The following is a 25734-nucleotide window of genomic DNA, read 5'->3' on the forward strand; positions in this document are numbered from 1 at the left end:
CGAAGTGTCCCGTCAGCTTCCCCAGTCCATGCGGGCCAATGAGCGCCTCCACGCGATGATCCCCGGAGGCGCGCACACCTACGCCAAGGGCGACGACCAGTACCCGGAGAACCTGGCACCGGTCATCTCCCACGGGCGCGGCGCGCACGTCTGGGACGTCGACGGGCACGAATACATCGAGTACGGCTCAGGGCTGCGCGCGGTCAGCCTCGGGCACGTGCACCCGCGGGTCAGCGAAGCCGCCCACCGCGAGATCGACCGGGGCGCCAACTTCGCCCGTCCGTCCATTATGGAGGAACGGGCGGCGGAGAAGTTCCTCGAGACCGTACCCACCGCGGAAATGGTCAAGTTCGCCAAGAACGGCTCCGACGCCACCACGGCCGCGGTCAAGCTCGCCAGGGCGGCCACTGGCAGGCCGCTGGTGGCGATCTGCCACGACCACGCCTTCTTCTCCATCGACGACTGGTTCATCGGCACCACGCCGATGTCGTCGGGTATCCCCGGCGAGATCACCGACCTGACCATGTCGTTCCCCTACGGCGACCTGCCCGCGACGGAACAGGTGCTGCGGGAACACGAAGGCCGGATCGCCTGCCTGGTCCTGGAGGCGTCCACCCAGCTCGAACCGCCGCCCGGCTACCTCGCCGGCCTGCGGGAACTCGCCGACCGGTACGGCTGCGTACTGATCTTCGACGAGATGATCACCGGTTTCCGCTGGTCCGAGGCCGGAGCGCAAGGGCTCTACGGTGTCACGCCGGACCTCTCGACGTTCGGCAAGGCGCTCGGGAACGGGTTCGCCGTCTCGGCGCTGGCAGGCAAACGCGAACTGATGGAACTCGGTGGCCTCCGTACCGCCGGGGAGCGGGTCTTCCTGCTGTCCACCACGCACGGCGCCGAGACGCATTCGCTGGCCGCCGCGATCGCGGTCATGGAGACCTACACCGAAGAAGGTATCGCCGCGCGGCTGCACGCGCTCGGCGACCGGCTCGCCGCCGGGGTCCGCGAAGTCGCGGCCTCGGCGGGGGTCGAGGAACACGTCGTCGTGCGTGGCCGGGCGAGCAACCTCGTCTTCGGCACGCTCGACGCGGAAAAAAAACCGTCACAGGACTACCGAACGTTGTTCCTGCGGCAACTGGTCACGGGTGGCATCCTCGGACCGTCGTTCGTGGTCAGCAGCGCATTGTCCGAAGAAGACATCAACCGGACTGTCGAAGTGGTCTCGCAGGCCTGCCTCGTGTATCGCAAAGCACTCGACGCGGATGATCCGGCGCCGTGGCTGGGTGGCCGTCCGGTGAAGCCGGTGTTTCGGAGAAGGGTATGAGTTCAGGGATCGCCTATCGCTCGGCCGGCTCACGCGCGCTCTGCGTCGCACTGTCGGTACTACTGCTCCAGGTCGCCGTTGAATCCACAGCGGTGGCGACTCCAGAGCCGACCCGAGGGGTGTGCGGCACGACCGTCGGCGTCCCTTCCGCACCGGAAGGCGCCCAGGTCGTCGAACCGGGTATCGATCTGACCGACAAGACCCGGTTCAGCCCGCCGGGGAGCACGTTCTGGCTCGCGCCCGGCACGCACATCCTGAGTTCCGACCAGTTCGGGCAGGTGATGCCCAAGGACGGCAACGTCTACCTCGGCGCGCCCGGTGCCGTACTGGACGGACGCGGGCTCAACCGCGCGGCCTTCACCACCTCGGCCAAGGACGTGGTGATCCGCGGGCTGACCATCCGCGGTTTCGTCGCCGAACGTGATCAGGGCGTGGTCAACCACGACTCCGGCGAACGCTGGGTCATCGAAGGCAACATCATCGAGGACAACGGCGGCGCCGGGATGATGACCGGGACCGGCCAGCGGGTGATCGGGAACTGCCTGCGCAACAACGGGCAGTACGGCATCAACGCCTACCGTTTCGGCGGCGGGCTGGCCGATCTGGTGATCGAGGGCAACGAGATCGCCGGGAACAACACCGACGACTGGGAAAGGAAGGTCCCTGGCTGCGGATGCAGCGGCGGTGCGAAGTTCTGGGCCGTCAACGGGGCCGACATCGTCGGCAACTGGGTCCACGGCAACCACGGTGTCGGGCTCTGGGCCGACACGAACAACAACGATTTCCTCATCGAGGACAACCTGATCGAGGACAACGCGTCCGAAGGGCTGTTCTACGAGATCTCCTACAACCTGGACCTGATCGGGAACACGTTCCGGCGCAACGCGCTGATACAGGGCCGGAGCAAGGCCGCAAAGGGCGACAACTTCCCGGTCGCCGCGGTGTACCTCAGCGAATCGGGTGGAGAACCGAGGCTGCCCGCCCGGACCAGTAAGATCGACATCCGGGGAAACATGTTCTCCGACAACTGGTCGGGGATCACGCTGTGGGAGAACGCCGACCGATTCTGCAACAGCCCGGCCAACACCTCCACGCTCTCGTGCACGGCGCTGATCTCACCGACGTCCTCCTGCTCCGATCCGGGCATCGCCACCGAGCCGCTGTACAGCGACTGCCGATGGAAGACCCAGCGCGTTTCGGTGCACGAGAACACGTTCGAGTTCGATTCGTCGATGGAAGGCTGCCTCGGCCTCTGCGGACGAATGGCGGTGCTCTCGAACTACGGGACCTTCCCGGCCTGGTCGCCGTACCGGGCCGCCGTGATCTCGGACGCGATCACCTTCCGGCAGGAGAACCGGTGGCACGACAACAAGTACTACGGACCTTGGACGTTCGTCGCCCATGACATGTCGCGGCGGCTGACCGCGGCGCAGTGGCAGGCCGCGCCCTATCTGCAGGACACCTGCAGCGGGTTCGGGGAGATGGAGACGTGCTGAAGGTTCACCTGTAAGTGTCCGTCTGGGACCGTCCATAGTGGCTTACCGTTTCAGGCATGCCCGCGTTCCTGGTCACTTTGCTGCTGCTCGCGACAGGAGTCATCACGGCTCTACCGGCTGAGGTCTCTCCTGTCGCGGTCTGCGACGCGGGACCGGTGAGCCCTTCGAAACCCGACGGCGCCGTGGTCGTCGAACCAGGGACCGACCTTTCCACGAAGACGCGCGAGCTCCCGGCCGGCACGACGTTCTGGCTGGCCGGGGGCGAGCACACCCTGAGCCCGGACGAGTTCGGCCAGATCATCCCGAAAGACGGCAACGCCTATCTCGGCGCTCCCGGCGCTGTTTTGGACGGTGGCGGTGTCAACCGCTACGCGTTCACCCAGCAGGCGCGCGATGTCGTCCTCCGTGGCCTCACGATCCGCGGTTTCGCGGCGCCGCGGGATGAGGGCGTGGTGAACCACGACTCCGGTGAGCACTGGCTCATCGAAGGCAACACCATCGAGGACAACCGGGGCGCCGCCATGATGGCGGGTCCGCGCCAGGAGATCCGGCGGAACTGCCTGCGGAACAACGGGCAGTACGGCATCAACGCCTACCGCGCCGGCGACGGCATCACCGGACTGGTCGTCGAGGGCAACGAGATCGCCGGGAACAACACCGACGACTGGGAAAAGAAGAACCCCGGCTGCGGCTGCAGCGGCGGCGCGAAATTCTGGGCCGTGAACGGCGCCGACATCCGCGGCAACTGGGTCCACCACAACCACGGCGCGGGCCTGTGGGCGGATACGAACAACAACGACTTCGTCATCGAGGACAACCTGATCGAGGACAACGAGGCGGAGGCGTTGTTCTACGAGATCTCCTACAACCTCGTGGTCCGAGGGAACACCTTCCGGCGGAACACCCTTGTGCAGGGTCGCGCTTTCGCCGCGCGTGGTGACAATTTCCCGGTCGGGACGATCTACCTTTCCGAGTCCGGGGGTGAGCCGCGTATTCGTGCCCGGACTTCCTCGGTGGAGATCGTCGACAACGTCTTCGAGGACAACTGGGCCGGAATCACCCTGTGGGAGAACGCGGACCGTTTCTGCAACAGCCCGGCGAACACATCGTCTGGCTCATGTACTCGTTTGGTCCCTTCGGTCTCGTCCTGTTCGGCGCCGGGGATCGCGTCGCCGCCGCTGTACGACGACTGCCGGTGGAAGACGCAGCGGGTTTCCGTTCACGGCAACAAGTTCTCGATCGGCTCGGCGTGCACGGGGTTGTGCGGGCGGATGGCTGTATTGGCGAATTTCGGGACCTATCCGGAGTGGTCGCCTTATCGCGGTTCTTCCGTTTCGGACGCGGTCACCTTTCGGCAGGAGAACCGGTGGTACGACAACGCCTATGCGGGGGATTGGCGTTTTGTCGTTCATGACACTTCGCGGACCTTGGGCGTTTCGGGGTGGCAGGGGGCTCCTTACTCGCAGGATGCTTGTAGTTCTTTTGGGGACGGTGAATGCTGAGGTCGTGACCGGACCTTTCGGTACAACCGTGGTTCATGTTCAACGAAAGTTCGGGCACGAGCGGGGAGGCCACGTGACGATGTAGGAATTGGGACGTTGAGTGTCCCAATTCCTACATCGTCACGGACATGATCTCGTGACTGGGACTTTCATGCACGTAAGGCAGGTATTGTCGGTGGCCGGTCGCATAGTGCTCGGGTGCGACGAGGAATCTGGACCACTCACCCCTTGCTCACCGCTCCGGACCGGCCGGAAGTGGTCCGCGCGACCGATCTCGAACAGATCGGGGTGCCGCGCCGGACCATCTCCCGCCGGTGCGCCACGGGCGGGCCCTGGCGAACGCTGCTGCCCGGCATCGTGCTGCTAAGCAGTGGTACCCCGACCGACGAGCACCGGATCCGCGCCGCCTTGCTCCACGCTCGACGGGACGCGGTACTCACCGGCACTTGGGCGCTCCGCCGCCATGGTCTGGAGAGGGTGCCTCGGCAGGAGGAAATCCATGTCCTCATACCGGCCAACCACGGTGTCGCCGACGTCGAGTTCGCCCACGTGGAGCGGACTCACCGCCTTCCCCGTCCTCACCTGCGGGGAGGCCTCCCGGTCGCGCCCGTTCCCCGAGCCGTCATCGACGCCGCCCGAAGGCTCACGAACGGAGACGAGATCCAGGCGCTGATGGCCGAGGCCGTCCAACGCCGCTTCTGCACCACCGACATGCTCTCCCACGAACTCGACCAAGCAGGGCGAGCCGGAACCGCCCTGCCCAGGAAGGCCCTGACCCCACTACTCGCCGGAGCGAGATCCGTCGCCGAAGCCGACGCGTGGCACCTCTGGCAACGCTCCGGTCTCCCACCGGGCCACTGGAACGTCCCGATCTTCGACGCGGACGGGAACTACATCGCCACTCCGGACTTCTGGTGCGACGAGATCGCCTTCGCTTGGGAGATCGACTCCTACCGCCACCACACGAGCCTCGAAGACCATCGTGCCACCGTCGCCCGCAACGCTCGTTACGTCGCCGCGGGAATCGTCGTGCTTCAGACGCTGCCGTCCAGGCTGCGCACCGAGCCGGACCGGGTTCTCAGCGAGCTTCAAGCCGCGTTCTGGTCCGCGCAGAGGCACCCGCGGCCGAACGTCGCGATCAGGCGAACCGCGTAGCGTGAGGAGATTGCAGCCTTTACAGGCACTCTCCCGATACCCGATCGCTGCCCCTCGGCCCCAATGCGGGCAGCGATCCTCTACAAACTCGACGGACTCTCGGCGACCGAGCTTCGCGCGGCACGCGTGGCCACTTGGATGTCAGCCGGGAACTGCTCGACGGCGTCAAGCGGGCCGCGTGAGCCGGTCCACCGCCCACGCCACCACCGGCACCACCGCGACAGCCACCCCGAAGCCCCCGAAAGTGTCCGTCGGGTAGTGCGCCCCCAGCGCCACCTCGGCCCACCCCATCGCGAGCGCCGAGAACGCGACCAGCCCCACCAGCACCCCGGTCCCGCCAAGAGGCCCAAGACCGCGCACGTCGATCACCAGCAGCGCGACGACCGTCGCCACGGTCACCGCGAAAGCCGTGTGCCCGCTGGGATAGGAGAGGAACTCGCCGTGGATCAGCCTGCCGGTCAGGGGTTTCAGGCCGGTGGTCAGCGCCACGGTCACCCCGGAGGCGGCCACCAGCAGGATCGCCGTCCGCGGCCGCCGGTGCCGCAAGCACAGCCAGCCGAACAACGCGATGACCACCACCGCGCCCACCGGTTCGCCCGCGAAGTCGATCGCGGTCGCCAGGTACCAGAGTGGGCCTTCGACCCGGTCGACGACCGGCAGCACGAGGGCGTCCAGTCCGGCGGTGTGGGAGGTTCCGGCGTAACGCACGCCGAGGATGAGGGCGACGAGGAAGCCGCAGGCGCCCAGAGTCCAGAGCGGGACCCGCACCCGCGGCGGGAGAGCGGGCGGGCCGGCGATCACGCGTCGATCGCGGCCTGGTAGCCGCCGATCAGCCGCTCGAGGCCGATCTTCGGCGTGAATTCCTGTTCGTACACCAGCCGGGCCGCCCAGCCCATCTCCTGGTTCCCTTCGGCGTCGCCGACGACCTCCCGCAGCCGTGCCGCGAGCGACTCGGGGTTCCCGGGTTCGTGCAGCAGGCCGGTGACGCCGTCTTCCACCAGTTCGCGGAAGGCGCCGTGGGCAGCGGCGACCGTCGGGACTCCGGCGGCCATCGCCTCGACCACGACCAGGCCGAACGCCTCCAGCCACTCCGAAGGGGCGACGACGGCGTTCGAGCGGGCGATCAGGTCTCGACACTCCTCTTTGGACTGGAGCCCGACATAGCGGACGTCGTCGCGGCCGTGTGCCCAGCGTGCGACCTCGTCCTGCATCGGGCCGGTGCCGGCGATCACCAGCGGCGGCACCGGGCCGCCCACCGCGGCGAGCTGGTCCCAAGCCTTCATCAGCAGGCCGATGCCCTTTTCCTCGGTGATCCGGCCGAGGAACAGCACATGCTCCCCCGCGCCCTTGCGCGTCTTGCCCGGGTCGGCGACGAAGTTGTACTTCACCGCGAGCCGCTCGGCGGGCATCCCGGCGGCGATCAGCACCTCGCGTTGCGCCCGTGAGATGCAGAAGAACCGCGAAACCCCGGACCACCAGCGGTTGCGGTTCAGCAGCAGGCTCGCCGCCATCGGCACGGTGGCGAGCCGCGAGCCGCGGTAGCAGCCGTGCCGCACCGCCGGGATCGGCTTGCGTCCCACGCAATCGGTACAGATATAGCCCTCGCGATACAGCGTGCCGGGGGGGCAGATCAGGGTGTAGTTGTGCACGGTCGCGACCGTCGGGACCCCGGCCTCGGCACACGCGGCCAGCACCGAAGGCGACAGCAGCGGGAACGTGTTGTGGATGTGGACGACGTCCGGCCGGTCCTCGGCGAGGCGCCGGGCCAGTTCCGCGCGTACGACCCGGTTCCACGGCACCTGAAGCGGGACGACGGCCTTGCGCGGCAGGGACATCTCCGCGATGTCGTCACTGCGCCGCTCGAACAGGCCGACGTCGTGCCCGGCCTCGCCCAGCAGCGCGATCTCCTGGTCGACGACGTTGTTCTCACCGCTTGGCTGCTCGGATCTGTACCGGTTGTGGATCACGAGGACCTTCACGCGGGCTCCTTGAGGAATTCGGGGTCGTCGGCGGGCACACGTACCAGCAGCGACGCGGCCAGGGCCAGGTGCAGCAGGTACGGCGACGCGTCGCCGAGGCCCGCCTCGGTGTAGGAGGCGGAAAGACAGTAGGTGATCAGGAAGATCGCGCACGCCCTGGCGGGCGAGGGCGGCCGCAGCACCGCGACCACGACCAGCACGAGCAGGAACGCCGCCACGATCGCGATCCCGACGAAGCCTTGCTCGTGGTAAACCGCGAGCCAGCTGCTGTCGATCGGGAGACCGTCGTAGGACTTGTCGGTCAGGCCGACGCCGAACAGGTACTCCAGCGTCGTGCGCGGCGCGCTGAGCAGCGCGTCCCACACCTTCGCCCGGCCAGTGAGGCTGGAGAAGTTCTCCTCGGACTGCCCCCGCAGGAACCACGTCTGCAGCAGCCCGCCCAGCACCACCGCGGCGAACACCCCGCCGAGGACCAGCCCGGTGAACACCTTGCGGGCGCGGGCGCTGGACATCCACTGCGACATCAGCGCCACGATGGTTCCGGCCACCAGGCCGAGCATCGCGGTGCGGGTGTGGGTCAGCAGCAGGATCCCGAAGGTCGGGACGATGACGATCAGCGCGTTCCGCCGGTCCAGTTTCCCGCCGAGCCACAACAAGGTCGTGAGGCCGATGACGATGGCCGCGTATTGGCCGACCTGTGGCGGGGTCAACGGCCACAGCGTCCCGGTGAGCCGTCCGCCGTACTCGAACGGCATCGCGTTGCCCGGGCTCAGCGCGAGCCCGATCACCACCGTCACCAGCACCGCGCCGTAGGTGCGGATGTGCTGGCGGACGAGGTCGAGGCCGCCGTTCCACCAGCGGGTCAGCAACCACAGGGTGCCGAGGAAAAGGGTGAACCGGAAGCAGCGGAACAGCGCGCCGAACCCGCCTTCCAGGTTCAGGCTCGCGGCGGTGCTCAGCACCAGCAACACCGTGAGCAGGAAGAGGTAGGCGCTCGGCCTGACCCGCAGCCTGCTGTTCAAGGCCAGTGCGATCAGGAAAGCGGCACCCAGCGAGCCCATGGTGATCAGCTGGCTGACCGACCTCGGCAGTGGAATGACCGTCTTCGCCCCTGTCGAGCCCAGGGTGTTGATGATCAGCAACGTCCAGGCGATGCCGACCGCCTTGGGTGTGCTCCGGCGGATCGCCGCTTCGGTCCGGACCACGGGATCGAGCAAGTCAGCCACCTCCCGCGCGGGCGAACTTGCTGCCCTGGTCCTGACGGTAGGGCGCGCCCTGCCATTCACCGAAGCCCAGCACCCGGCTCGGCTCGAAGGCCACGAAGTTCCACGGCCCTGAGTAGGTGTTGTCGTGGAGCCGGTTCCCCTGGTCGAAGGTGATCGCCTGCTGGACGACCTCGCCCTTGTACGGCGACCAGTCCGGGAACGTGCCGAAGTTCGCGAGCATCGCCATCCGCGCGCAGCTCTCTTCGCAGTTGGCGACGGCCGGGTCGAGCACGAACCGGTTGTGGTGGATCTCGACGCGCTGGGTTTTCCACCGGCAGTCGTGGTTCAGCGGGCCAGCCGCGATCGCGGGCTGCGCGCAGTTCGCCTGTTCGGGCACCAGCCGCGTGCAGGAGCCGGACGACGTGTTGGCCGCGCTGTTGCAGAACCGGTCGGAGTTCTCCCACAGGGTGACCCCGTTCCAGTTGTTCTCGAACGAGTTGCCGGAGATCTCCAGTTTGTCCGTGCGCGCCTTCACCCTCGGCTCGCCGCCGGACTCGGAGATGTAGATCGACGCCACCGGAAAGCTGTCGCCGCGGTCGATGTAGCCCTTGCCGTCCACCCAGTTGTTGCGGCGGAGGGTGTTGCCGCTGATGACGGCGTTGTAGCTGGTCTCGTACATCAGGGCGGAGCCGTCGTTGTTCTCGATGACGTTGCCCTCGATGAGGAAGTCGTTGTTGTTCGTGTCGGCCCACAGTCCGACGCCGCGGTTGTCGTGCACCCAGTTGCCCCGGATGTCGGCGCCGTTGACCGACCAGAACTTGACCCCGCCGGTGCAGCCGCAGCCGTCGATCCTGCTTTCCCAGTCGCCGGTGTTGTTCCCGGTGATCTCGTTGCCCTCGACGAGAAGCCCGGTGATCCCGTTGCTCTGCGCGTACGCGTTCATCCCGTACTGCCCGTTGCGCCGCAGGCAGTTCCCCCGGACCTGTTGCCGCGCGCCCGCCATCAGCGCCGCGCCGTCGTTGTCCTGGACGGCGCTGTGCTCGATGACCCATCCGTCGGCCGAATCGTGGTTGACCACGCCCTCGTCGTGCGGCGCGGCGAAGCCCTGCACGGTCAGGTACTGGATCTTGACGTCGGTGGCGTTGCCGGAGAAGGCGTACTGGTTGATTTTCCGGCCGTCGAGGACCGCTTTGGGGCCACCCACGTAGACGTTGCCCTGCTTTGGGTTGACCTGGTCGTAGCGGTCGTCGCCGAGTTTGTGCGTCCCCGGTGCCAGCCAGAACGTCGTCCCGGCCGGGCTCGACCGCGTCTTCGCGGCGAGGTCGTTCGGCACCGCCGGGTCGATCTTCACCGCCCCCGCCGGCGCTTCCGCCGGACCCGGCGGCAACTTGTCGCACACCTGCGCGGTCGGACCGGACGGCGTCTTGGCCGGATCCGGTCCGGGCCCTGCCTCGTCGGCCGGGGTCGTGCAGGCGGTGAGCGCCAGCGGGCCGAGCAGCACCACTAACGCTGCCCGGCGGAGACGATGCGGTCGTGCGGTCACGATGGGGGATCCTCGTTACCTGTGTCGAAGGTGAGCTGGGTGGACAACGCGCCCTCGGCGCCCACGGTTCCGGCTCCGAGCAACGTCCACGCGGGCTCGCGGCGGCCGAACCCGGCCGAGTACCAGCCGAGCGGCGGAGTGGTCTCGCCGCGGTGTGCCGACCAGCGTAGTTCCGGTGGCAGTTCGAGCGAAGCCTGCCGCTCCTGGCCGTCGACCGTCCACGACAGCGTCGCCGTCCCGCCGGAAAGCGCGACCTCGACGGCCGGGCCGAAGTGGAACGCGAGACGGCACCGTCGCGCCTCACCGCCGCGAACCTCGTCCAGGATCCGCAGCGTCGATTCCTCCAGTTCCACCGACCGCTGATGGACCGCCGGGGCGTAGCCGTCGTGTTCGGCACTCCAGCGCGACGGCGTTCCGGCCCCGATCACGGTGGTGACGGCGTGTTTCGTCCACAGGAACGGGCCACCGGAAACGGACTGGTCGGTGTCACCGAGTTCGAGGGTGTTGTGCGCGGCCGTCGACCGGAAATACGAACGCCACTTCGGTTCACCGTGGTAGCAGTAGGTTCCAGGATCGGCGAGGATGTCGACACCGTCGTGCCGGACCTCCACCGACAGCGCGTCCGCGTGCGCGTGCGCGGCGATGGACAGGAAGCCGTGCGGTCCACCGTCGCAGCGGCACCAGATCTCGCCGCCACGCAGGATGGTCATCCCGGCGTCGGCGAAGTCGTCCCGCCGCCGGACCGGGCGCCGCGAGCCGACCTGGATGTCCCTGGCCAGCGCGGAGAAGAGCGGGGTACGGACATCCCCGCCGGGTACCTCCGGCCACCAGTCCAACCGTCCGAAAAGGACTGATCCGGTGTTGAGCAACGACGCCCAGCGGCTGGTTTCGTCACCGACAGCGCCATCCACGATGAGACCGAAGCCGTCGTCGGCGTCACCTTGCCGCGGCGGCCGCAGCCGGTTGTCCACCATGGACGCCAGCGCGTCGGTCATCCGCAGCAGCACGAGCCAGGTCGACTCGGGCACCACGACACCGGTGGCCTTCGCCTCCAGCGCACCGGCGAGCCCCAGTTCCAGGACGAGCCCGTGATACTCGGTGGCGAGCTCACGGTTGATACCGGAGTCGAAGGTGTTGTGCCGCAACATCTTGTCCAGCGACGCCAGCGCCGAATCCCGCCACTGGCCCGATTCCGGGAACCAGTCGAACGCGCAGGCGGCGGCGAGTTGCCCGGCGTCCTCGGCGATCACGTGGTTGTTCGCCGACGAACCCCGGCTCGGGAACGCGGCAAGCCAGCGCTGGTGCTGCCAGATCTGGGTGAGCGCCACCGGATTGTCCTCGAACAGCGCCGGTGCCTGCGCCCAGCCGTCGAGCAGCCGCCGGACCCACACCCACGACAGCAGCCGGATGCCGAGTTCGATCCCGCTGACCCAGTGCACCCCGCGCATCGGCGGGTTCGCCGCCCACCACGACTTCAGGTGCGCGGCGACACGCTCGGCGTACCGGTCCTCACCGGTCAGGGCGTACGCGGCGGCCAGCACGGTGAGGTGCTGATGCCGGGACGGCTCCCAGATCTGCTTGATGTCACCGACGGCGTCCTCGCTCCGATACGGGATGTCGAAGGAGTACACATCGGACGGTGCTCGGCGTCCGGTCTTCGGGTCGTACGACCAATCCGGGTCGGCGAGGTCGTCTCGCTCGACACCGAAGTACTCGGCACGGCCGTCCATGAGCCGGTCCGCCTTGACGAGCAAACCTTTCACCGCCTCACCGGAGACGCTGGCGAGGATGTCTTCGCCCGGCACCCGCGTGAACCGCCGGTCCGGCAGCCAGGACGCCTGCTCGCCCGCGACCCCGCGCCACTGGCGTTTGCGCACGACGTCGGTGACCCGGCCCGCGACCTCGGCGGGCCCCATCCTCGACAGTCTTCGCAGGTACCAGGACGGATCCATCAGCCAAGGCCCTCCGTGTCCTTGTCGGTGAACCCGCGGCCGCGATCGACGTCGGCAGGGCGCTGGTCGGTAGAACACGTCACGATGGACGCGGAGGGCGCCCTGCCACCGCGATAGCGGGGCCCACGGCCGGGCGGGTTCACGCGTGTGGTCACTTCCCCGACGTCCTCTCAGCTCCGCCACCGTGCTCAGCGGCGTTGATCCGCACCGGCGAACCGGTTTCCAGGCTGCGGTTGACCGCGAGCGTGGCCAGCGTCGTCGAAACGAGCGAGTCGACGGACACCGGCATCGAGACGCCGGTCTTCAGCGCGTTGACGAACGCTTCGAGTTCGGCGGCCTGACCCTTGTCACGCCCCTTGGGGATGCGGGAACTGGCCCACTTCTTGCGGCCGAACACCGAGGCACGCGCGAAGTCGTCGAACTTCAGCACCTTGCCGTCGGCGGTGACGTCGATCGTCTCCTTGGGGAACGCCGACGAACCGCTGGTGGTGTAGGCGATCGACGCTGTCGAGCCGTCCGGGTAGCGCAGCAGGATCTGCAGGTCCTGATGCCCCGGCGTCGCGGTGGCGTACACCGAAACCGGGTCGGACCCGAGCAGCCAGCTGACCGTGTCGATGAAGTGACCCCCCTCGCCCGCGAAGCGCGAACCCTCGCTGTCGGCCTGGTTGTACCAACTGCCGGCGTCGAGCTGACCGGCGTTGACCAGGTACCGCACCGAAGCCGGGCCGATCCGCGGTCCGAAGTTGAGCACCGACTCGTTCAGCAGCGGGGCGAACCGGCGGTTGAAGCCGACCTGCAACCGGTCGTTGCCGGAGTCTTCGATCGCACCGAGCACGACCTCGAGTTCCTTTTCCGACAGCGCGAGAGGCTTCTCTACGAAGACGGCCTTGCCCGCGAGCAGCGCCCGCCGGGTCAGCTCGGCGTGCGAGCTGTGCCGGGTCACGATGAACACCGCGTCGATGGCGGAGTCTTCGAGCATCGTATCGAGATCGGTGGTGGCGCGGGCGAAGCCGAACTTGCGCTGGGCGTTCGCGCCCGAGAGCGCGGAGGTGGTGACGACCTCGGTCAGGTGGACGTGCTCCATCTCCGCCAGCCGCGGCAGGAGCATCGAGGACGCGTAGTTACCCGCGCCGATGAACCCGATCCGCACGCCACCGGCCTTCGGCGCCGCGCGAACGGCCGAGGGTTTGGGCGCGGAAACCGAGGTGACGGCCTGCTCGCCGACGCCTGCCGTCCGCTTCTCGTATTCGAACAGCACCGCGACGGCCTTGAGCTCGCCCTCGTTCAGCTTCCGGTACGTCTCGACGGCGTCGGAGAAGTCCGAGGTGTGCGAGATCAGCGGCTCGACGTCGAGACGGCCGCTGCCCATCAGGTCGACGACGCATTCGAGGTTGCGGCGCTCGGTCCAGCGAACCTGACCGATCGGGTAGTCCCTGCCCTCGAGTTCGTACTCCGGGTCGTAGCGGCCGGGGCCGTACGAGCGGGAGAACCGGACGTCGAGTTCCTTTTCGTAGTAGGCGTTCCACGGCAGGTTCAGCGAGCACTTGCCGATGTCGATCACCCGCCCGCGGTCGCGGCTCAGCTTCGCGGCCAGCTCCACCGGCTCGTTCGTGCTGCCGCCCGCGGCGAGGTACACCTGATCGACGCCGTGCCCGGCGCTGAGCTCCGCGACCACGGTGTCGATGACACCGGATCCCGGGTCGCCGCAGTTGAGCGCGCCGAGCTGCTCGGCCAGCGCGCAGCGGGTCGGGTCCGGGTCGACGCCGACGACGCGGACACCGGAGGCGACCAGCAGCTGGACGACCAGCTGGCCGATCAGGCCCAGCCCGATGACCAGCGCGATGTCGCCGATCTGCGGTTCACCGCGCCGGACGCCCTGCATCGCGATCGAACCGACCGTGCCGAACGCGGCATGCCTCGGGTCGACGCCGTCGGGAACCTTGGCGTACAGGTTCTTGGGCACCCAGTTCAGTTCCGAGTGCAGCGCGTGCTCGTTTCCGGCGCACGCCACGAGATCCCCGACGGCGACGTCGTGGATCCCCGAGCCGACCTCTTCCACCACGCCACAGAGCGAATACCCCAAGGGGGTGTAGGAGTCGAGTTTGTTCATCGCCTTGCGGTAGGTGGCGCCCAGCCCGTTCGTCGCGACGCTCTGCATCACCTTCGCGACCTGGTCCGGCCGCGCCTTCGCCTTGCCCACCAGGGAAAGACTCGCCTCCGACACCTTCATCATCTCGGTGCCGGTGGAGATCAGCGAATAGGCGGTGCGGACCAGCACACCCCCCGGTTTGCACGCGGGGACCGGAACGTCGAGGAGCGCCAGCTCCCCGCTCTTGTAGTTCTGCACTACCTGCTTCACGTCGCTCCTAATGGGGGTAAGGCAAGGTGAGATGTGGAGGCGGAGGTATCGCGTGGGTCGGGCTGGTCGTGAGTAGCGCACGGACATGTCGCGAAAGCCACTTTCGGGACATCTGATGTCCCGAAAGTGGCTTTCGCGACACCCAGACCACTCACGACCCACCTGGCCGAGCTGGGGTGGATCGGGCCGAAAGGGCGCCGCGATACCAGTACTCGAGGGTCAAGATGTGCCAGAGATGTTTGGACCGGTCCTGCTGCCCGGACGCGTCTTCGTCGACGAGCCGTTGCAGGGCCTCACGACGGAGGAACCCGGCCTTCACCAATTCGCCTTCGTTCGTCACCTCGCGCACCAGTGGCGCGAGGTCGCGGCTCATCCAGGCCCGCAGCGGTGCGCTGAACAGCCCCTTCGGCCGGTGCACGATCTCGGCGGGGAGGATCGACAGCGCTGCCTCTTTCAACGCCATTTTCCCTTGGCGCTTCACGATCTTCTTGTCACCGGGGATCCGGAACGCGGCCTTCACGACCTCGATGTCGACGAACGGCGTCCGCACCTCGGTGGAGGCGGCCATGCTGGACCGGTCGGTGTAGGCGAGGTTGAGCCCCGGCAGGAACAGCCGGGAATCGGCGAGGCACATGCGGTTCACGAAGTCCGACAAGGTGTTGTCGTGATAGGTGTCCGCGTGCTCGGTGATCACGTCGTCGACAGCGCCCGCGAGATCCGGGTTCAGCAGCCCCACGAGCTCGGCCTGGTCGTACATCGTGTAGCTGCGCCGGAACGCGGTCTCCTCCGGCAGTTCCGCGAACGAGAGGAACCGCTTGGCGAACCGGACCGAACGGAACCCGCGCTTCGAGGTCGCCACCGGCAGTCTGTCCACAACGGACTCGATGGGGCGGCGGACCAGACCGGGAACCCGCTGGTACCGCACGGCGATCTTGTTCGCGAGGTGCTTGCGGTACCCGGCGAACAGCTCGTCGGCGCCCATGCCCGACAGCATCACCTTGACACCCGCCTCGCGGGCGGCGGTGCAGATCAGGTAGCTGTTGATCGCGGCCGGGTCGCCGATCGGCTCGTCGAGGTGGTAGGTCATCCGCGGCAGCAGGTCCAGCACCTGCGGCGCGATCTCGATCTCGTGCAGGTCGACACCGAACTTCGCGGCGACCTTCTTCGCGTACATCAGATCGTCCGGCATCGCCTCGAACTTCGCGTCCTCTGCCCGGAAACCGATGGTGTACGCGGAGATCCCGGGGTTTTCGCGCGCGGCGAGCGCGGTCAGGTAGCTGGAGTCGAGGCCGCCGGAAAGGAACGTCGCGACCGGCACGTCGGCCATCAGGTGCTTGCGCGTGGAGTCCTCGATGACGGCGTTGAGGTCGAACTCCCCCTCGTAGTCCGCGCCTTCCTCGGCGACCTGGCGCAGTGACCAGAAGGTGCCGCGCTCCACGTCGCCGTTCGGCCGGAAGCGCGCCCAACTGCCCGGAGGCAGCTTCTCGGCCTCGGTGAACGCGCAACGCCCGTCCGGGACCCAGTAGTAGAGCAGGGAGGCGACGAGCGCGGTGTCGTCGACGGTCAGCGAGCCGCCGAGTTCGGTGGCCAAGGCCTTCAGCTCGGAGGCGAACGCGACGCCCTTGCCTCGGCGCACCATGAACAGGGGTTTGATGCCCAGCTGGTCTCGGACCAAGGTCAAAGCGCCGGTGCGCTCGTCGAAGACGCCGAACGCGAACATGCCGCGAAGGCGGTGCAAGCCGTCGGTGCCCCACTCGCGCCAGGCTTCCAGCAGGACCTCGGTGTCGGACGTCCCCCGGAAGCGCACGCCCGCCGCTTCGAGTTCCTTCCGCAGCTCCGGCGAGTTGTACAGCTCGCCGTTGTAGGTCAGCGCGAGGCCGTCCTTGACCATCGGCTGCGCGCCGGTCTCGGTCAGGTCGACGATCGACAGCCTGCGGTGTCCTAGATGGACTTCCCCGGCACCGGCACGATGGTCGTACCGGCCCGAACCATCCGGTCCGCGATGGGCGATGATCTTGGTGAGCCGATCGGTGAGCGGTCCCCCGTCCGGCCAGAAGTAGGCCCCTGCGATGCCGCACATCTACTTTCGCTCCCTATAGCGCTTCGGCGTTGTCCGGTGACACGGGCGAGAATCGTTTGGTCGGCTGGTCGGCGTTGTTGTCGTGGTCTTCGGGCCGCTTGTACGGCGTCGGAGGACGTCGACGCGCGCTCTTCTTCTCCCTCGGCGGCTCCAGCACCCACTCGACGGTGCGTTCCGCGTCCGTCTCGACCGGCACCACCCTCGAGAGCCGCCGCACCGGGGCGTCCTCGTCGGGGAACATCTCGACCGGTTTCGGCGCGGGCCTGGCGACCCGCTCGGCCATGACCTTCCGCTGCGGGACGACCGGGCGGGCGGGCGCCACCGGCCGCGCGGGCACGGGCACCGGCGACGGCACGGCACCGGCGCGCCCCCGCAACGCGGTGTGCAGGCCGTCCCACAGCGTCCCGTCGGTGTGGTCGCGCGGATCGGGATCCACCACGACGACCCCGACGATCGGGATCCGCCGGTCGGCCAGTTGCCGCGCGACGGTGTGCAGCCATTCGGTGTTCGCGTGCCCGGTCTGGACGACGAGGATCGTTTCGGCGCCGAGGAATTCAAGGTCGGTCCACGCCGTCCCCGGTTCGATCGACCCGACGCCGATGCGACGTTCCTTACCGGCCGCCGGCACGTCGCCGCGCTCCAGCACCTGGACCGGCCCTTCGCCTGCCAGCTCGCGAAGATTCACCTTCGGCAGGTCGTCGACGAGCGAGACCGGCCCCTTCTCCGCCAGTTCGCGCGCCATGTCGACAGCGAGCGCGGCGGTGACCTTGCGGGCGCCGAGGTCGAGCACCGACACCGAACCGCCCTCCTGCCGGACGGCACGGACCAGGGTCGTCGCGACCCGCTGCCGCCGGGTGGCCGCGTGCGAGACCCGCAGGAAACGCGGCGGCTTCGGCAACTGCGCGATGACCGAGGCGCCGAGGTGCCGCGAGATCTCGCGGCGCAGCACCGGCCGGTCCTTCACCACGCTCGTGACGGCCGCGAGCGCGAGTCCGGCGAGCAATCCCAGCGCGAAACCGATCCCGGCGTCGGTGGCGAGGGTCTTGAGCAGCGAATGCGGCAGGATCCGCGGTGCGTCCACGATCTGCGTCCCGGCGGCCACCTTCGGCGTCCCGATGCCCGCTTCCTGCGCGCGACCGTCGTAGTCGGAGATCTTCGAGTTCAGTTCGGCCCGGCGCGAGTAGAACCGCTCCAGCTGGGCGGGGTTGGCGTTGCGGCCCTTGGCCTCTTCGGCGACGATCCCGCCTTCGATCGTGGTGAGCTCGTTCTGGGCCAGGTTACGCTGATCCAGCAAGGCCTTCTGGGTCGCCGCCGCGGCCGCCTGGTTGCGGGCGATGTACTCGGTGATGAAGGCGTCGGAAATCGCCTGCGCGCGGGCCAGCGCCTCGTCCTCGTTCTTTCCCTTGACCGTCAGCTGGAGGACGTTGTTCGTCAGGCCCAGCCCCTCGTAGTCCTTGAGGAATTCCTCCGGTGCCTGGGTGCTGTTCAGCTTCTTCAGTGCCTCGTTGGCGATCTTCGTCGTCTGGAGCACGGCGACGTCGGTCCGCATCAGCGTCCCGCTGTCGGTCGGCGAGTCGTCGGGGTGGATGACCAGGATCTGCGCCACGGCGGTCGGCGGCGACGGCAGGAACAGCGCGACCAGCCCGCCGGCGATCAGCCCCACCAGCGCGGTGGCCAGCCACAGTCGACGGCGTCTGCGTACCGAGACGACCAGCCGCTGGAGGTCGACGAGCGGCTCGGACTTCGCTTTTTCGGCGCTGGTCACGCTGTACCTGCCAGTGCTTCGTGATCGGTGGGGGTGGAGGCGCCGGATCGGGTGCGGGTCGGCCGGACCGGACGGGTCAGCACGGTGCCCACCACGGTGACACCGGCGTCGGCACAGGCTTCGGCGATCCCGACCAGCTCCCAGGCCGGCCGGGAACCGAGGCTCGACACCACGAGGACACCTTCGGCGTCGGTGTCTCCGACGACGGGCCGCACCGGGGAAACCGTCACAGGAGTGAACCACCGGTCGGCGAGACCGGCGATCCGCTCGGCGGCCGCCCGCCCGGCGTGGTCACCGTCGGCGGTCAGCACGAGCAGCCGCCGGTGCGGGAGCCGGGAAAGCAGGCGCCGGTACTGGACGTCGGAGTCGAGCTCGTCGGCGAACACGTCGACCCGCGGGATGTTCCACGGCTTGTCGTCACGGAGGAGCTTGGCCCGCAAACCGGTCCCGGCCGGCTGCTCGTCCACGACGTCGAAGGTGGCCAGCACCGGGCCGCCGAGCGCCGCGGCGATCTCCGCTTCGTCCCGCAGCCGCCGGTCGGTGCGGGCGGTGAAGAGGTGCCCGAACAGGCCGATGAGGAAGAACAACACCGCGCCGCCGAGCGCGAGCTGCCCCACCGTGGGTGCCGCGGCCGCGGACGGCAGCTCGGCCGAGCCCAGTACGACGATGTTGCCGAGACCGCTGGCGGTGTCGGCCGCGTTCAGGCTGGACATCGCCGACTCGATCGACGAGCGCAGGCCTTGCAGTTCGGTGCGGAGCTGGACGCTCTCCACCGTCGTCTTGCCCTCGTTGACCTTCGCGGAGAGTTCGCTGATCCGCTGGTTGGTCTGCGCGACCTGCTGCCGCAACGTCTCGCGACGCTCCTGCGCCAGCTGCACCGCGGCGTCGCCGGAACCGGCGATGATCTGCGTGGAGTACTTCACGAACTCCTGCGCGAGCTGGTCCGCCATCCGCTGCGTCTGTTCGGCGGTGTCACCAGTGGTCTCGATGGTGATCACATTGCCCTGTGCGACCGAAGTGGCCACCTTGTCCCGCAGATCGGCCCCGGTCTCACCGTCTCCGAGGACGGCGGCGGCCCGGTCGAGGACGACCGAGCTGGTCGCCACCTCGGCCTGGGTGAGCAGTTCGTCCGCCTCGCGCGGGCCCTGAAGCAGCACGCTGGACGTGGTCCGGTAGCCGGGGGAAAGGATCACCGACGATCCCGCGCCGATGAGGGCACCGAGGACGGCGAGGACCACCAAGGTCCGCCATCGTCCGCGCAGAACCTGCCCGATCATGGACAGGCGCACCGTATCGTCAGTCAAACCGGGATCTCCCATCGGCGCGTTTTCGTGCGGCATCAATCCCGTCGGCTCGAACGCGGCGTTGGTTACAGGATTGCCCGAGTCTTGTTCGAAACGCGACCGGGGAGTCGATCAACGGACCGCGGCGGCATAGGCCGCGAGCAGGGCTTTCTGGGAGTTCTTCCAGGAGAGCGGACCGGCGACGCGCTCCCTGCCCAGCTCGCCCATCTTCGCCCGCTCCTCCGGGGAGTCGAGCAGGTGCGCGATCAGCTTCGCGAACTCCGGCTCGTCGTTCGCCGGCGCGTACAGCGCGGCCTCCCCGGCCGAGACACGGGCCTCCCGCAGTTCGAAGGAGACGATCGGACGGCTCATCGCCATGTACTCCATGATCTTGTTCATGGTCGACACGTCGTTGAGCGGGTTCAGGGGATCCGGCGAAAGACAGACGTCGGCCGAGGACAGGTAGCGCAGGAGATCTTCGTCGGAGATCCGGCCGGTGAACTCGACCTGGTCGTCCAGCTCGAGTTCCTTGGACAACGCCACCATGGCGTCGAAGGCGTCACCGGAACCGATGAACACGGCGTGCCAGTCAACGCGGCCGACCTCGTCACGCAGCGAAGCGAGCGCACGCAACGCGTAGTCGACGCCGTCCTGCGGGCCCATCACGCCGAGGTACGCCAGCAGATGCGGCTTGCCCTTCTTCAGCTCGGGCTCGGGCGGGACCAGGTGGAACCTCTCGACCACGGGCGCGCTGCGCACGACGAAGACGTCGTCCGGTGACTTGCCGCCGCGTTGCACCGCGACGTCCTTGTAGCTCTCGTTGGTCGCGATGACGACGTTCGCCGTCTTGTAGGTGCGGCGCTCCAGCGCGCAGACCGCGCGGTAGAGGAAGTCCTCGCCGCGGTCGAAGCGCGAGAGGTACAGCTCGGGGCAGAGGTCGTGCTGGTCGAAGATGAACTTCGCGCCCTGGCGTTTGAGGTACAGCGCGACCAGGAACAGCATGTCCGGCGGGTTGCAGGCGTGCACGACGTCCACCCGGCCGACCTTGCGGGCGAGCCGGAGCGTGTGCCACAGCGCGGAGCCGTACTCCTGGACGTATCCGGCCGGACCACCGGTGGCGGCCTTGAGCGGGTACCGCAGGATGTGGACGCCGTCGATGGTGACTTCGGCCTCGGCGTCCCGCTTCGTCCCTTGTGGACAGATGACGTGGACTTCCCAGCCGGCGCCCGAAAGCGTCTGGCACTCCTGCCACACACGGCGATCGAAGGGGACGGAAAGGTTCTCGACGAGGATGAGAGCTTTACCAGGCAAGACCGACATATCCCTCTTCAGTCCGGCGCCGGTCGGCGTCGGGTACGCGGACGAGATCGATGATGGTGTGGCCGCCGCCCGCCGGGAGCGCCGTGAGGACGTCCGGGTCAGTGCAGCCGATGAGGCAGACCTCGGCGTGGTCGATGACCTCGGCGACGGAGCCGGCCAGCAACTGGCCGAGATGCGGCAGCCTGCCCTCGATGTACTCGCGGTTCGCGCCCATCAGCCGCGAAAGGCTTACGTTGGCATCGTAGATGCGGAGGTCGTAACCCTTGCCGAGCAGGCGCTCCGCGAGCTCGACGAGCGGGCTTTCGCGAAGGTCGTCGGTGCCGGGTTTGAAGGACAGGCCGAACAGCCCGACCTTCCGTTTGCCGGTGCGCGCGACCAGGTCGAAGGCACGCTGGAGGTGTTCGTCGTTGGACGGCAGGACGTGCGCCAGGATCGGGACGGCGACGTCCGCGCGCTGCGCGGCGTAGACCAGGCCGCGCAGATCCTTGGGGAGGCACGAGCCGCCGAAGGCGAACCCGGGGCGGAGGTAGGCGGGGCTGATGTTGAGCTTGCGGTCGGCGAGGAAGACGTCGATCACCTGGTGCGAATCGAGTCCCAAGGCGCGGCAGATGGCACCCAGCTCGTTCGCGAAGCCGATCTTGAGCCCGTGGAAGGAGTTGTCGGCGTACTTCGTCATCTCGGCGACGGGGATCGCCACGCGGAAGACTTCGCCGGGAAGCCCTTCGTAAAGCGCCGCCACGACGTCGCCGCTGGCCTCGTCGAGCTCGCCGATGACGGTCTTGGGCGGGTCGTAGAAGTCCTTGACGCTGCTGCCCTCGCGCAGGAACTCGGGGTTCACCGCGACACCGAAGTCGACGCCGGCGGTGAGACCGGACGACTTCTCGAGGATGGGGACCAGCAGGTCGAGGCAGGTACCCGGCAGCATGGTGCTGCGGAAGACGACGGTGTGCCGTTGCGTCTTGGTCTTGAGCGCTTCGCCGATCTCATCGGCCACGCGCTCCAGGAACGCCGTCGACAGGCTGCCGTTCGGCGCCGACGGGGTACCGACGCAGATCAGGGACACTTCGCTGTCCGCGATCGCCTGTCTGACGTCGGTGGTCGCTCTCAGCGCACCGCTCGCGACGACCTCCGCGGTCAGTTCGCCGATGCGCTCCTCGACCACCGGCGCCTTGCCGCTGGAGATGAGGTCGATCTTCACCGGGTTCACGTCGACCCCGACGACCTCGTGCCCGCGCCCCGCCAGGCACGCCGCCGACACACAACCGACGTAACCGAGCCCGAAGACACTGATCTTCATGACGAATTCCTCCAGCCGCATGCCGCTGAGGAGTTGGTCGGCCGGAGGACCGGGTTCGTTACCGCCGCCGCGAGTTCGCCTGCTTTTGACGGAATGCCTGTGCGGCAAGGGAATTACTCATCGCTCAAGCGGTCGGAAACGCTACAGGCGGGACGTAAGGGTTTTGTCTCGATCTGCCGTACACGCCGGAACGTCCTCGCGGTTGCCTTCTGGTAACGCCGGAATGTTCCGTACTGGGCTTCGCTTACCTGCGTCGTACCTGGCCCGCGGGCTGACGATGCGGGAGTCGGGACGTTCAGTGTCCCAATTCCCACCTCACCCCGGCACAGCCGCTTCGCCTGGCGGAAGTACATGAAGGCCCCCTTCCTTGCGCCTAGCGCAGGGAAGGGGGCCTTCATGTACTCGAAAAGGGGCTTCACACGTCGCGAGGTTCGGTCAGCCCTGGACGATGGACAAGCCTGGAGACTCGGGCCAGCACCCGTCCCGCTCGACGGTACAGGCCGGCCCGATCAGCGAGTACGCCGTCGATCCACTCCTGGTCGACGTCGTACCGGACCTTGGTCCGCGGACGCAACAAGCCGTCGCGTGACGTCGCGCCGCCTTCCGTGGTGTAGATCCTCGTCGCGCCGGAACGCCGGAGCCTGCTGAGCACCCGCCGGTCGTAGGCGCCGAACGGCGGCACGTACGCGCGGACGGGCTTCCCGCTCAGGTCGGCGAGCAGCCTCGGCGCGACTTCGAGTTCACGCTGGGCGTGCCTGTCGTCGAGCCGCCGCCAGTCACGGTGCTCCCAGCCGTGCGAACCGATCGTCATCCCCGCTTCGACCAACTCGCGGAGGCCGTCGGCGTCGACGAAGCCCCGCTGGCCGATGCGGCCGGCCAGCGGAAAGAACTCCGCCGTGAGGTCGCGCTCGAGCAGTTTCGGCAGCACGATCTCGACGTCGGAAGAGTTGCCGTCGTCGAAGGTGAGCCCGACGTCTTCACATCCGGTCACCGCGTCGAGCACCCGCTCGAACTGCTCGACGGTCACCCACGTTTCGTTTTCGCCCGGATCCAGCGCGCGCACGGGTCTGCCCACGCCGCCGATCGCCAGGATCACCATCCGCACCTCATTCGGGACCGAGTGTTTCCCGATTAATCGAGTTGGCGAATGGAGTAGTTACATGATCGCGCAAGGTGTCCACGAACGGATTACTTGCGGATCTCCAGGGTGCAGCACTTCGGGCCGCCACCCGCCTTCCTGAGCTCGGAGATGTCGACGAAGACGACCTCGTAGCCGCGTTCGGTCAGCCGAGCCGCCAAAGCGGTCGCTTCGACCGGCAGGACGACGTTGCGTCCGTCGGACACCCCGTTCAGCCCAAAGCACGCCGCGTCGGCCCGGTCCGCGATTACGGCGTCCGGGAACATCCGCTCCAGCACCTTCCGCGACCCGGCCGAGAACGCCTCCGGGTAGTAGACGATCTGGGCGGGCGCGGCGTCGGTGGCCTCGGCGAGCACGAACAGCGCGGTGTCGAGGTGGTAATAGCTCGGGTCGATCAGCCGCAGCGAGACGACCGGGACGCCGAGGACCTCCTGCGCTTCGGCGTGCGCGGCCGGGTCGGTCCGGAAGCCGGTGCCGGCGAGCAGGACCTTGCCGGTCCAGGCGAAGTCGCCTTCGGCCTCGTTGATCTTCTCGGGCATGGTGAGGTCGCGGTAACCGTGTTCGACGAACCAGCGGCGGAAGTGCTCGGCCTCGGCGGTGCGCTGCGGGGCGCGGAACCGGGAGCCGAGGACGCGGCCGTCGACGACGGTGCCGGAGTTCGCGGCGAAGACCATGTCGGGCAGGCCGGGCTTGGCGTCGATCTCCTCGACCGTGTGGCCCAGGCGTCGGTAGGTGTCACGGAGTTCGGTCCATTGCGCCATCGCGGTGTCGACGCTGACCGGGACGGAAGGGTCCATCCACGGGTTGATGACGTAATCCACCGCGAAGTATCGCGGCGGGCACATGAGGTAGCGGCGCGTCGTGGGCACACGGGGCTGCTCTAGTACCGGCATACTCGAAGGGTAAGGTTACCCAATTCCGCAATCAATCGCTGTTCGCTGCGCATATACCTGCTAAACATTGCGTGTGAACACCATCGACCAGCGAATCGTTTCATGTTTGATGGCCAACGCGAGGTCCAGCTACGCCGACATCGGGAAAGTCGTCGGCTTGTCCGCGCCCGCAGTGAAAAGACGGGTCGACAGACTGCTCGAAACCGGGGTCCTGCGCGGTTTCACCGCGGTCGTCGACCCCGAGGCGCTGGGCTGGGGCACCGAGGCGTTCGTCGAGATGACCTGCAACGGCAACATCACCCCGGCCCGGATCCGCGCCCGGCTGGAACCGTTGCCGGAGGTCGTCGCGGCGTACACGGTGTCCGGCGCGGCCGACGCCATCGTCCACCTGCGCGCTTCGGACATCCACCATCTGGAGACCGCGCTGGAGCGGCTGCGCGGCCTGGAGATCGTCGACCGCACGGTCTCCACCGTCGTCCTTTCCCGGCTACTGGAACGGCCGCCGACCCCCGAGGCATGAAACCCTCGACACCGTGACCGATCAGATCCGCTCCAGCCATGACGGCGGCGTCGCCGTGCTCACCATCGACGCGCCCTCGACCCGCAACGCCCTGACCCTCACCCTGTCCACCCAACTGTCCGAGGCCGTCGCGGGTGCCGAAGCCGACGAGAGTGTCCACGCACTGGTCATCACCGGTGCACCACCGGCCTTTTGCGCGGGCGCGGACCTCGACACACTCGCCGGCGCACGGGAGGACGGGCTCCGCGCGATCTACGACGGCTTTCTCTCGGTGGCCCGGTGTTCCTTGCCGACGATCGCGGCGGTCGGCGGTGCGGCCGTTGGCGCCGGACTGAACCTCGCGCTCGCCGCGGACGTCCGCATCGTGGGACCGAGGGCGAAGTTCGTGGCCAGATTTCTCGACTTGGGCATCCACCCCGGCGGCGGGATGACCTGGATGATCCAACGGCTCGTCGGCCCGCAGAAGGCCGCGGCGATGACACTCTTCGGAGAAGTCGTCAGCGCCGAAGCCGCTGTAGAAGCCGGGCTCGCACTCCGCCTCGTCGAAGGAGATCTGATCGAGGCCGCCCGTGAGCTGGCACGACCCGCCGTCGACGCGCCTCGCGACGTCCTTCTCGTGACGAAGCGCACGCTTCGGCACACTGCTTCACTGACCGACCATTCGGCCGCCGTAGACGCCGAGATCGCGCCGCAGCTCGCGTCACTCGCCGCGCCCGCATTCACCGAACGGCTCGCCAAGCTCAGGGCGGCGATGACCGGCCAATGACCGTTCCTCGACCGGACTTCACTACGCTGGAGGGAGATACGGCTCACAATCGAGGCAGATCATTAACCGTTACCATCGGTAACACATAAACCGGAAAACCCCCGCTCAGCGACGAGCTCAGGACACTCGAGAAGTAGGTCCAGGCCATTGCATACGGCAA

General features: G+C 67.9%; 19 protein-coding genes. 6 read left to right on the forward strand and 13 right to left on the reverse strand.

Translation table 11 applies throughout. From position 1 onward, the window contains the following. Nucleotides 1-4: 4 nt before the first annotated feature. The 4 genes from ACM6LU_RS03020 to ACM6LU_RS03035 all read left to right on the forward strand — a co-directional run bounded on the left by ACM6LU_RS03020 (nucleotide 5) and on the right by ACM6LU_RS03035 (nucleotide 5474). On the forward strand, nucleotides 5-1321 hold the full coding sequence (locus tag ACM6LU_RS03020) for a glutamate-1-semialdehyde 2,1-aminomutase (RefSeq protein WP_414936007.1): 1317 nt from the start codon (nucleotides 5-7) through the stop codon (nucleotides 1319-1321). Beyond that, the gene (locus ACM6LU_RS03025; RefSeq protein WP_414936008.1) at nucleotides 1318-2817 is read left to right on the forward strand and encodes a right-handed parallel beta-helix repeat-containing protein; all 1500 of its coding nucleotides are present in this window, start codon (nucleotides 1318-1320) and stop codon (nucleotides 2815-2817) included. Before ACM6LU_RS03020 ends, ACM6LU_RS03025 begins: the two co-directional genes overlap by 4 nt. Nucleotides 2818-2873: 56 nt before the next feature. Further along, nucleotides 2874-4319, forward strand: a complete 1446-nt coding sequence (locus tag ACM6LU_RS03030; RefSeq protein WP_414936009.1) for a right-handed parallel beta-helix repeat-containing protein — start codon at nucleotides 2874-2876, stop codon at nucleotides 4317-4319. A 198-nt stretch (nucleotides 4320-4517) separates the two neighbouring features. Beyond that, nucleotides 4518-5474, forward strand: a complete 957-nt coding sequence (locus ACM6LU_RS03035; RefSeq protein WP_414936010.1) for a hypothetical protein — start codon at nucleotides 4518-4520, stop codon at nucleotides 5472-5474. Between the two features lie 165 nt (nucleotides 5475-5639). On the opposite strand, the gene ACM6LU_RS03040 is transcribed toward ACM6LU_RS03035, so the two are convergent. From ACM6LU_RS03040 to ddaH, 13 genes are all read right to left on the reverse strand, one after another. Continuing rightward, nucleotides 5640-6275, reverse strand: a complete 636-nt coding sequence (locus ACM6LU_RS03040) for a phosphatase PAP2 family protein (protein WP_414936011.1) — start codon at nucleotides 6273-6275, stop codon at nucleotides 5640-5642. Further along, nucleotides 6272-7453 carry a glycosyltransferase family 4 protein gene (locus tag ACM6LU_RS03045; RefSeq protein ID WP_414936012.1) on the reverse strand — a complete coding sequence of 394 codons (1182 nt, stop codon included), beginning with the start codon at nucleotides 7451-7453 and terminating at the stop codon, nucleotides 6272-6274. The genes ACM6LU_RS03040 and ACM6LU_RS03045 overlap by 4 nt, the downstream gene beginning before the upstream one ends. Then, the gene (locus tag ACM6LU_RS03050; RefSeq protein ID WP_414936013.1) at nucleotides 7450-8670 is read right to left on the reverse strand and encodes an O-antigen ligase domain-containing protein; all 1221 of its coding nucleotides are present in this window, start codon (nucleotides 8668-8670) and stop codon (nucleotides 7450-7452) included. The genes ACM6LU_RS03045 and ACM6LU_RS03050 overlap by 4 nt, the downstream gene beginning before the upstream one ends. Before the next feature lies 1 nt (nucleotide 8671). Continuing rightward, nucleotides 8672-10201, reverse strand: a complete 1530-nt coding sequence (locus tag ACM6LU_RS03055; RefSeq protein WP_414936014.1) for a right-handed parallel beta-helix repeat-containing protein — start codon at nucleotides 10199-10201, stop codon at nucleotides 8672-8674. Next, a complete protein-coding gene (locus ACM6LU_RS03060) occupies nucleotides 10198-12153 on the reverse strand; it encodes an alginate lyase family protein (RefSeq protein ID WP_414936015.1) in 1956 nt (651 codons plus the stop codon). The genes ACM6LU_RS03055 and ACM6LU_RS03060 overlap by 4 nt, the downstream gene beginning before the upstream one ends. A 151-nt stretch (nucleotides 12154-12304) precedes the next feature. Then, nucleotides 12305-14512, reverse strand: a complete 2208-nt coding sequence (locus tag ACM6LU_RS03065; RefSeq protein WP_414936016.1) for a bi-domain-containing oxidoreductase — start codon at nucleotides 14510-14512, stop codon at nucleotides 12305-12307. Nucleotides 14513-14663: 151 nt separating this feature from the next. Next, complete coding sequence (gene asnB / locus ACM6LU_RS03070; protein ID WP_414936017.1) at nucleotides 14664-16592, reverse strand: asparagine synthase (glutamine-hydrolyzing); 1929 nt, start codon at nucleotides 16590-16592, stop codon at nucleotides 14664-14666. Between the two features lie 13 nt (nucleotides 16593-16605). After that, nucleotides 16606-18357 carry a Wzz/FepE/Etk N-terminal domain-containing protein gene (locus ACM6LU_RS03075; protein WP_414936018.1) on the reverse strand — a complete coding sequence of 584 codons (1752 nt, stop codon included), beginning with the start codon at nucleotides 18355-18357 and terminating at the stop codon, nucleotides 16606-16608. Continuing rightward, nucleotides 18354-19634 (reverse strand): exopolysaccharide biosynthesis protein, encoded by a 1281-nt coding sequence (locus ACM6LU_RS03080; RefSeq protein WP_414937069.1) that lies wholly within the window; start codon nucleotides 19632-19634, stop codon nucleotides 18354-18356. The genes ACM6LU_RS03075 and ACM6LU_RS03080 overlap by 4 nt, the downstream gene beginning before the upstream one ends. 138 nt (nucleotides 19635-19772) lie before the next feature. After that, nucleotides 19773-20960, reverse strand: a complete 1188-nt coding sequence (locus tag ACM6LU_RS03085; protein ID WP_414936019.1) for a glycosyltransferase family 4 protein — start codon at nucleotides 20958-20960, stop codon at nucleotides 19773-19775. Beyond that, nucleotides 20941-22257: a nucleotide sugar dehydrogenase gene (locus ACM6LU_RS03090; protein WP_414936020.1), complete on the reverse strand. Its 1317-nt coding sequence runs from the start codon at nucleotides 22255-22257 to the stop codon at nucleotides 20941-20943. Before ACM6LU_RS03090 ends, ACM6LU_RS03085 begins: the two co-directional genes overlap by 20 nt. A gap of 415 nt (nucleotides 22258-22672) precedes the next feature. Further along, nucleotides 22673-23356, reverse strand: a complete 684-nt coding sequence (locus ACM6LU_RS03095; protein WP_414936021.1) for a polysaccharide deacetylase family protein — start codon at nucleotides 23354-23356, stop codon at nucleotides 22673-22675. Nucleotides 23357-23445: 89 nt separating this feature from the next. After that, nucleotides 23446-24288 carry a dimethylargininase gene (gene ddaH, locus ACM6LU_RS03100; protein ID WP_414936022.1) on the reverse strand — a complete coding sequence of 281 codons (843 nt, stop codon included), beginning with the start codon at nucleotides 24286-24288 and terminating at the stop codon, nucleotides 23446-23448. A 73-nt stretch (nucleotides 24289-24361) separates the two neighbouring features. Here ddaH and ACM6LU_RS03105 point away from each other — a divergent pair, with 73 nt between their 5' ends. Next, nucleotides 24362-24808 (forward strand): Lrp/AsnC family transcriptional regulator, encoded by a 447-nt coding sequence (locus ACM6LU_RS03105; protein WP_005151923.1) that lies wholly within the window; start codon nucleotides 24362-24364, stop codon nucleotides 24806-24808. 13 nt (nucleotides 24809-24821) lie between these two features. Then, nucleotides 24822-25574: an enoyl-CoA hydratase gene (locus ACM6LU_RS03110; RefSeq protein WP_414936023.1), complete on the forward strand. Its 753-nt coding sequence runs from the start codon at nucleotides 24822-24824 to the stop codon at nucleotides 25572-25574. Nucleotides 25575-25734 lie beyond the last annotated feature (160 nt).

The organism is Amycolatopsis sp. cmx-11-51 (assembly GCF_047608665.1).
GTDB lineage: Bacteria > Actinomycetota > Actinomycetes > Mycobacteriales > Pseudonocardiaceae > Amycolatopsis.

Bases quoted from the DNA above. Each gene is read 5' to 3' on its own strand.
- ACM6LU_RS03025 (WP_414936008.1), top strand. From the start codon at position 1,318: ATGAGTTCAGGGATCGCCTATCGCTCGGCCGGCTCACGCGCGCTCTGC.
- ACM6LU_RS03030 (WP_414936009.1), top strand. From the start codon at position 2,874: ATGCCCGCGTTCCTGGTCACTTTGCTGCTGCTCGCGACAGGAGTCATC.
- ACM6LU_RS03060 (WP_414936015.1), bottom strand. From the start codon at position 12,153: ATGGATCCGTCCTGGTACCTGCGAAGACTGTCGAGGATGGGGCCCGCC.
- asnB (WP_414936017.1), bottom strand. From the start codon at position 16,592: ATGTGCGGCATCGCAGGGGCCTACTTCTGGCCGGACGGGGGACCGCTC.
- ACM6LU_RS03080 (WP_414937069.1), bottom strand. From the start codon at position 19,634: ATGATCGGGCAGGTTCTGCGCGGACGATGGCGGACCTTGGTGGTCCTC.
- ACM6LU_RS03085 (WP_414936019.1), bottom strand. From the start codon at position 20,960: ATGTCGGTCTTGCCTGGTAAAGCTCTCATCCTCGTCGAGAACCTTTCC.
- ACM6LU_RS03090 (WP_414936020.1), bottom strand. From the start codon at position 22,257: ATGAAGATCAGTGTCTTCGGGCTCGGTTACGTCGGTTGTGTGTCGGCG.
- ACM6LU_RS03095 (WP_414936021.1), bottom strand. From the start codon at position 23,356: ATGGTGATCCTGGCGATCGGCGGCGTGGGCAGACCCGTGCGCGCGCTG.
- ddaH (WP_414936022.1), bottom strand. From the start codon at position 24,288: ATGCCGGTACTAGAGCAGCCCCGTGTGCCCACGACGCGCCGCTACCTC.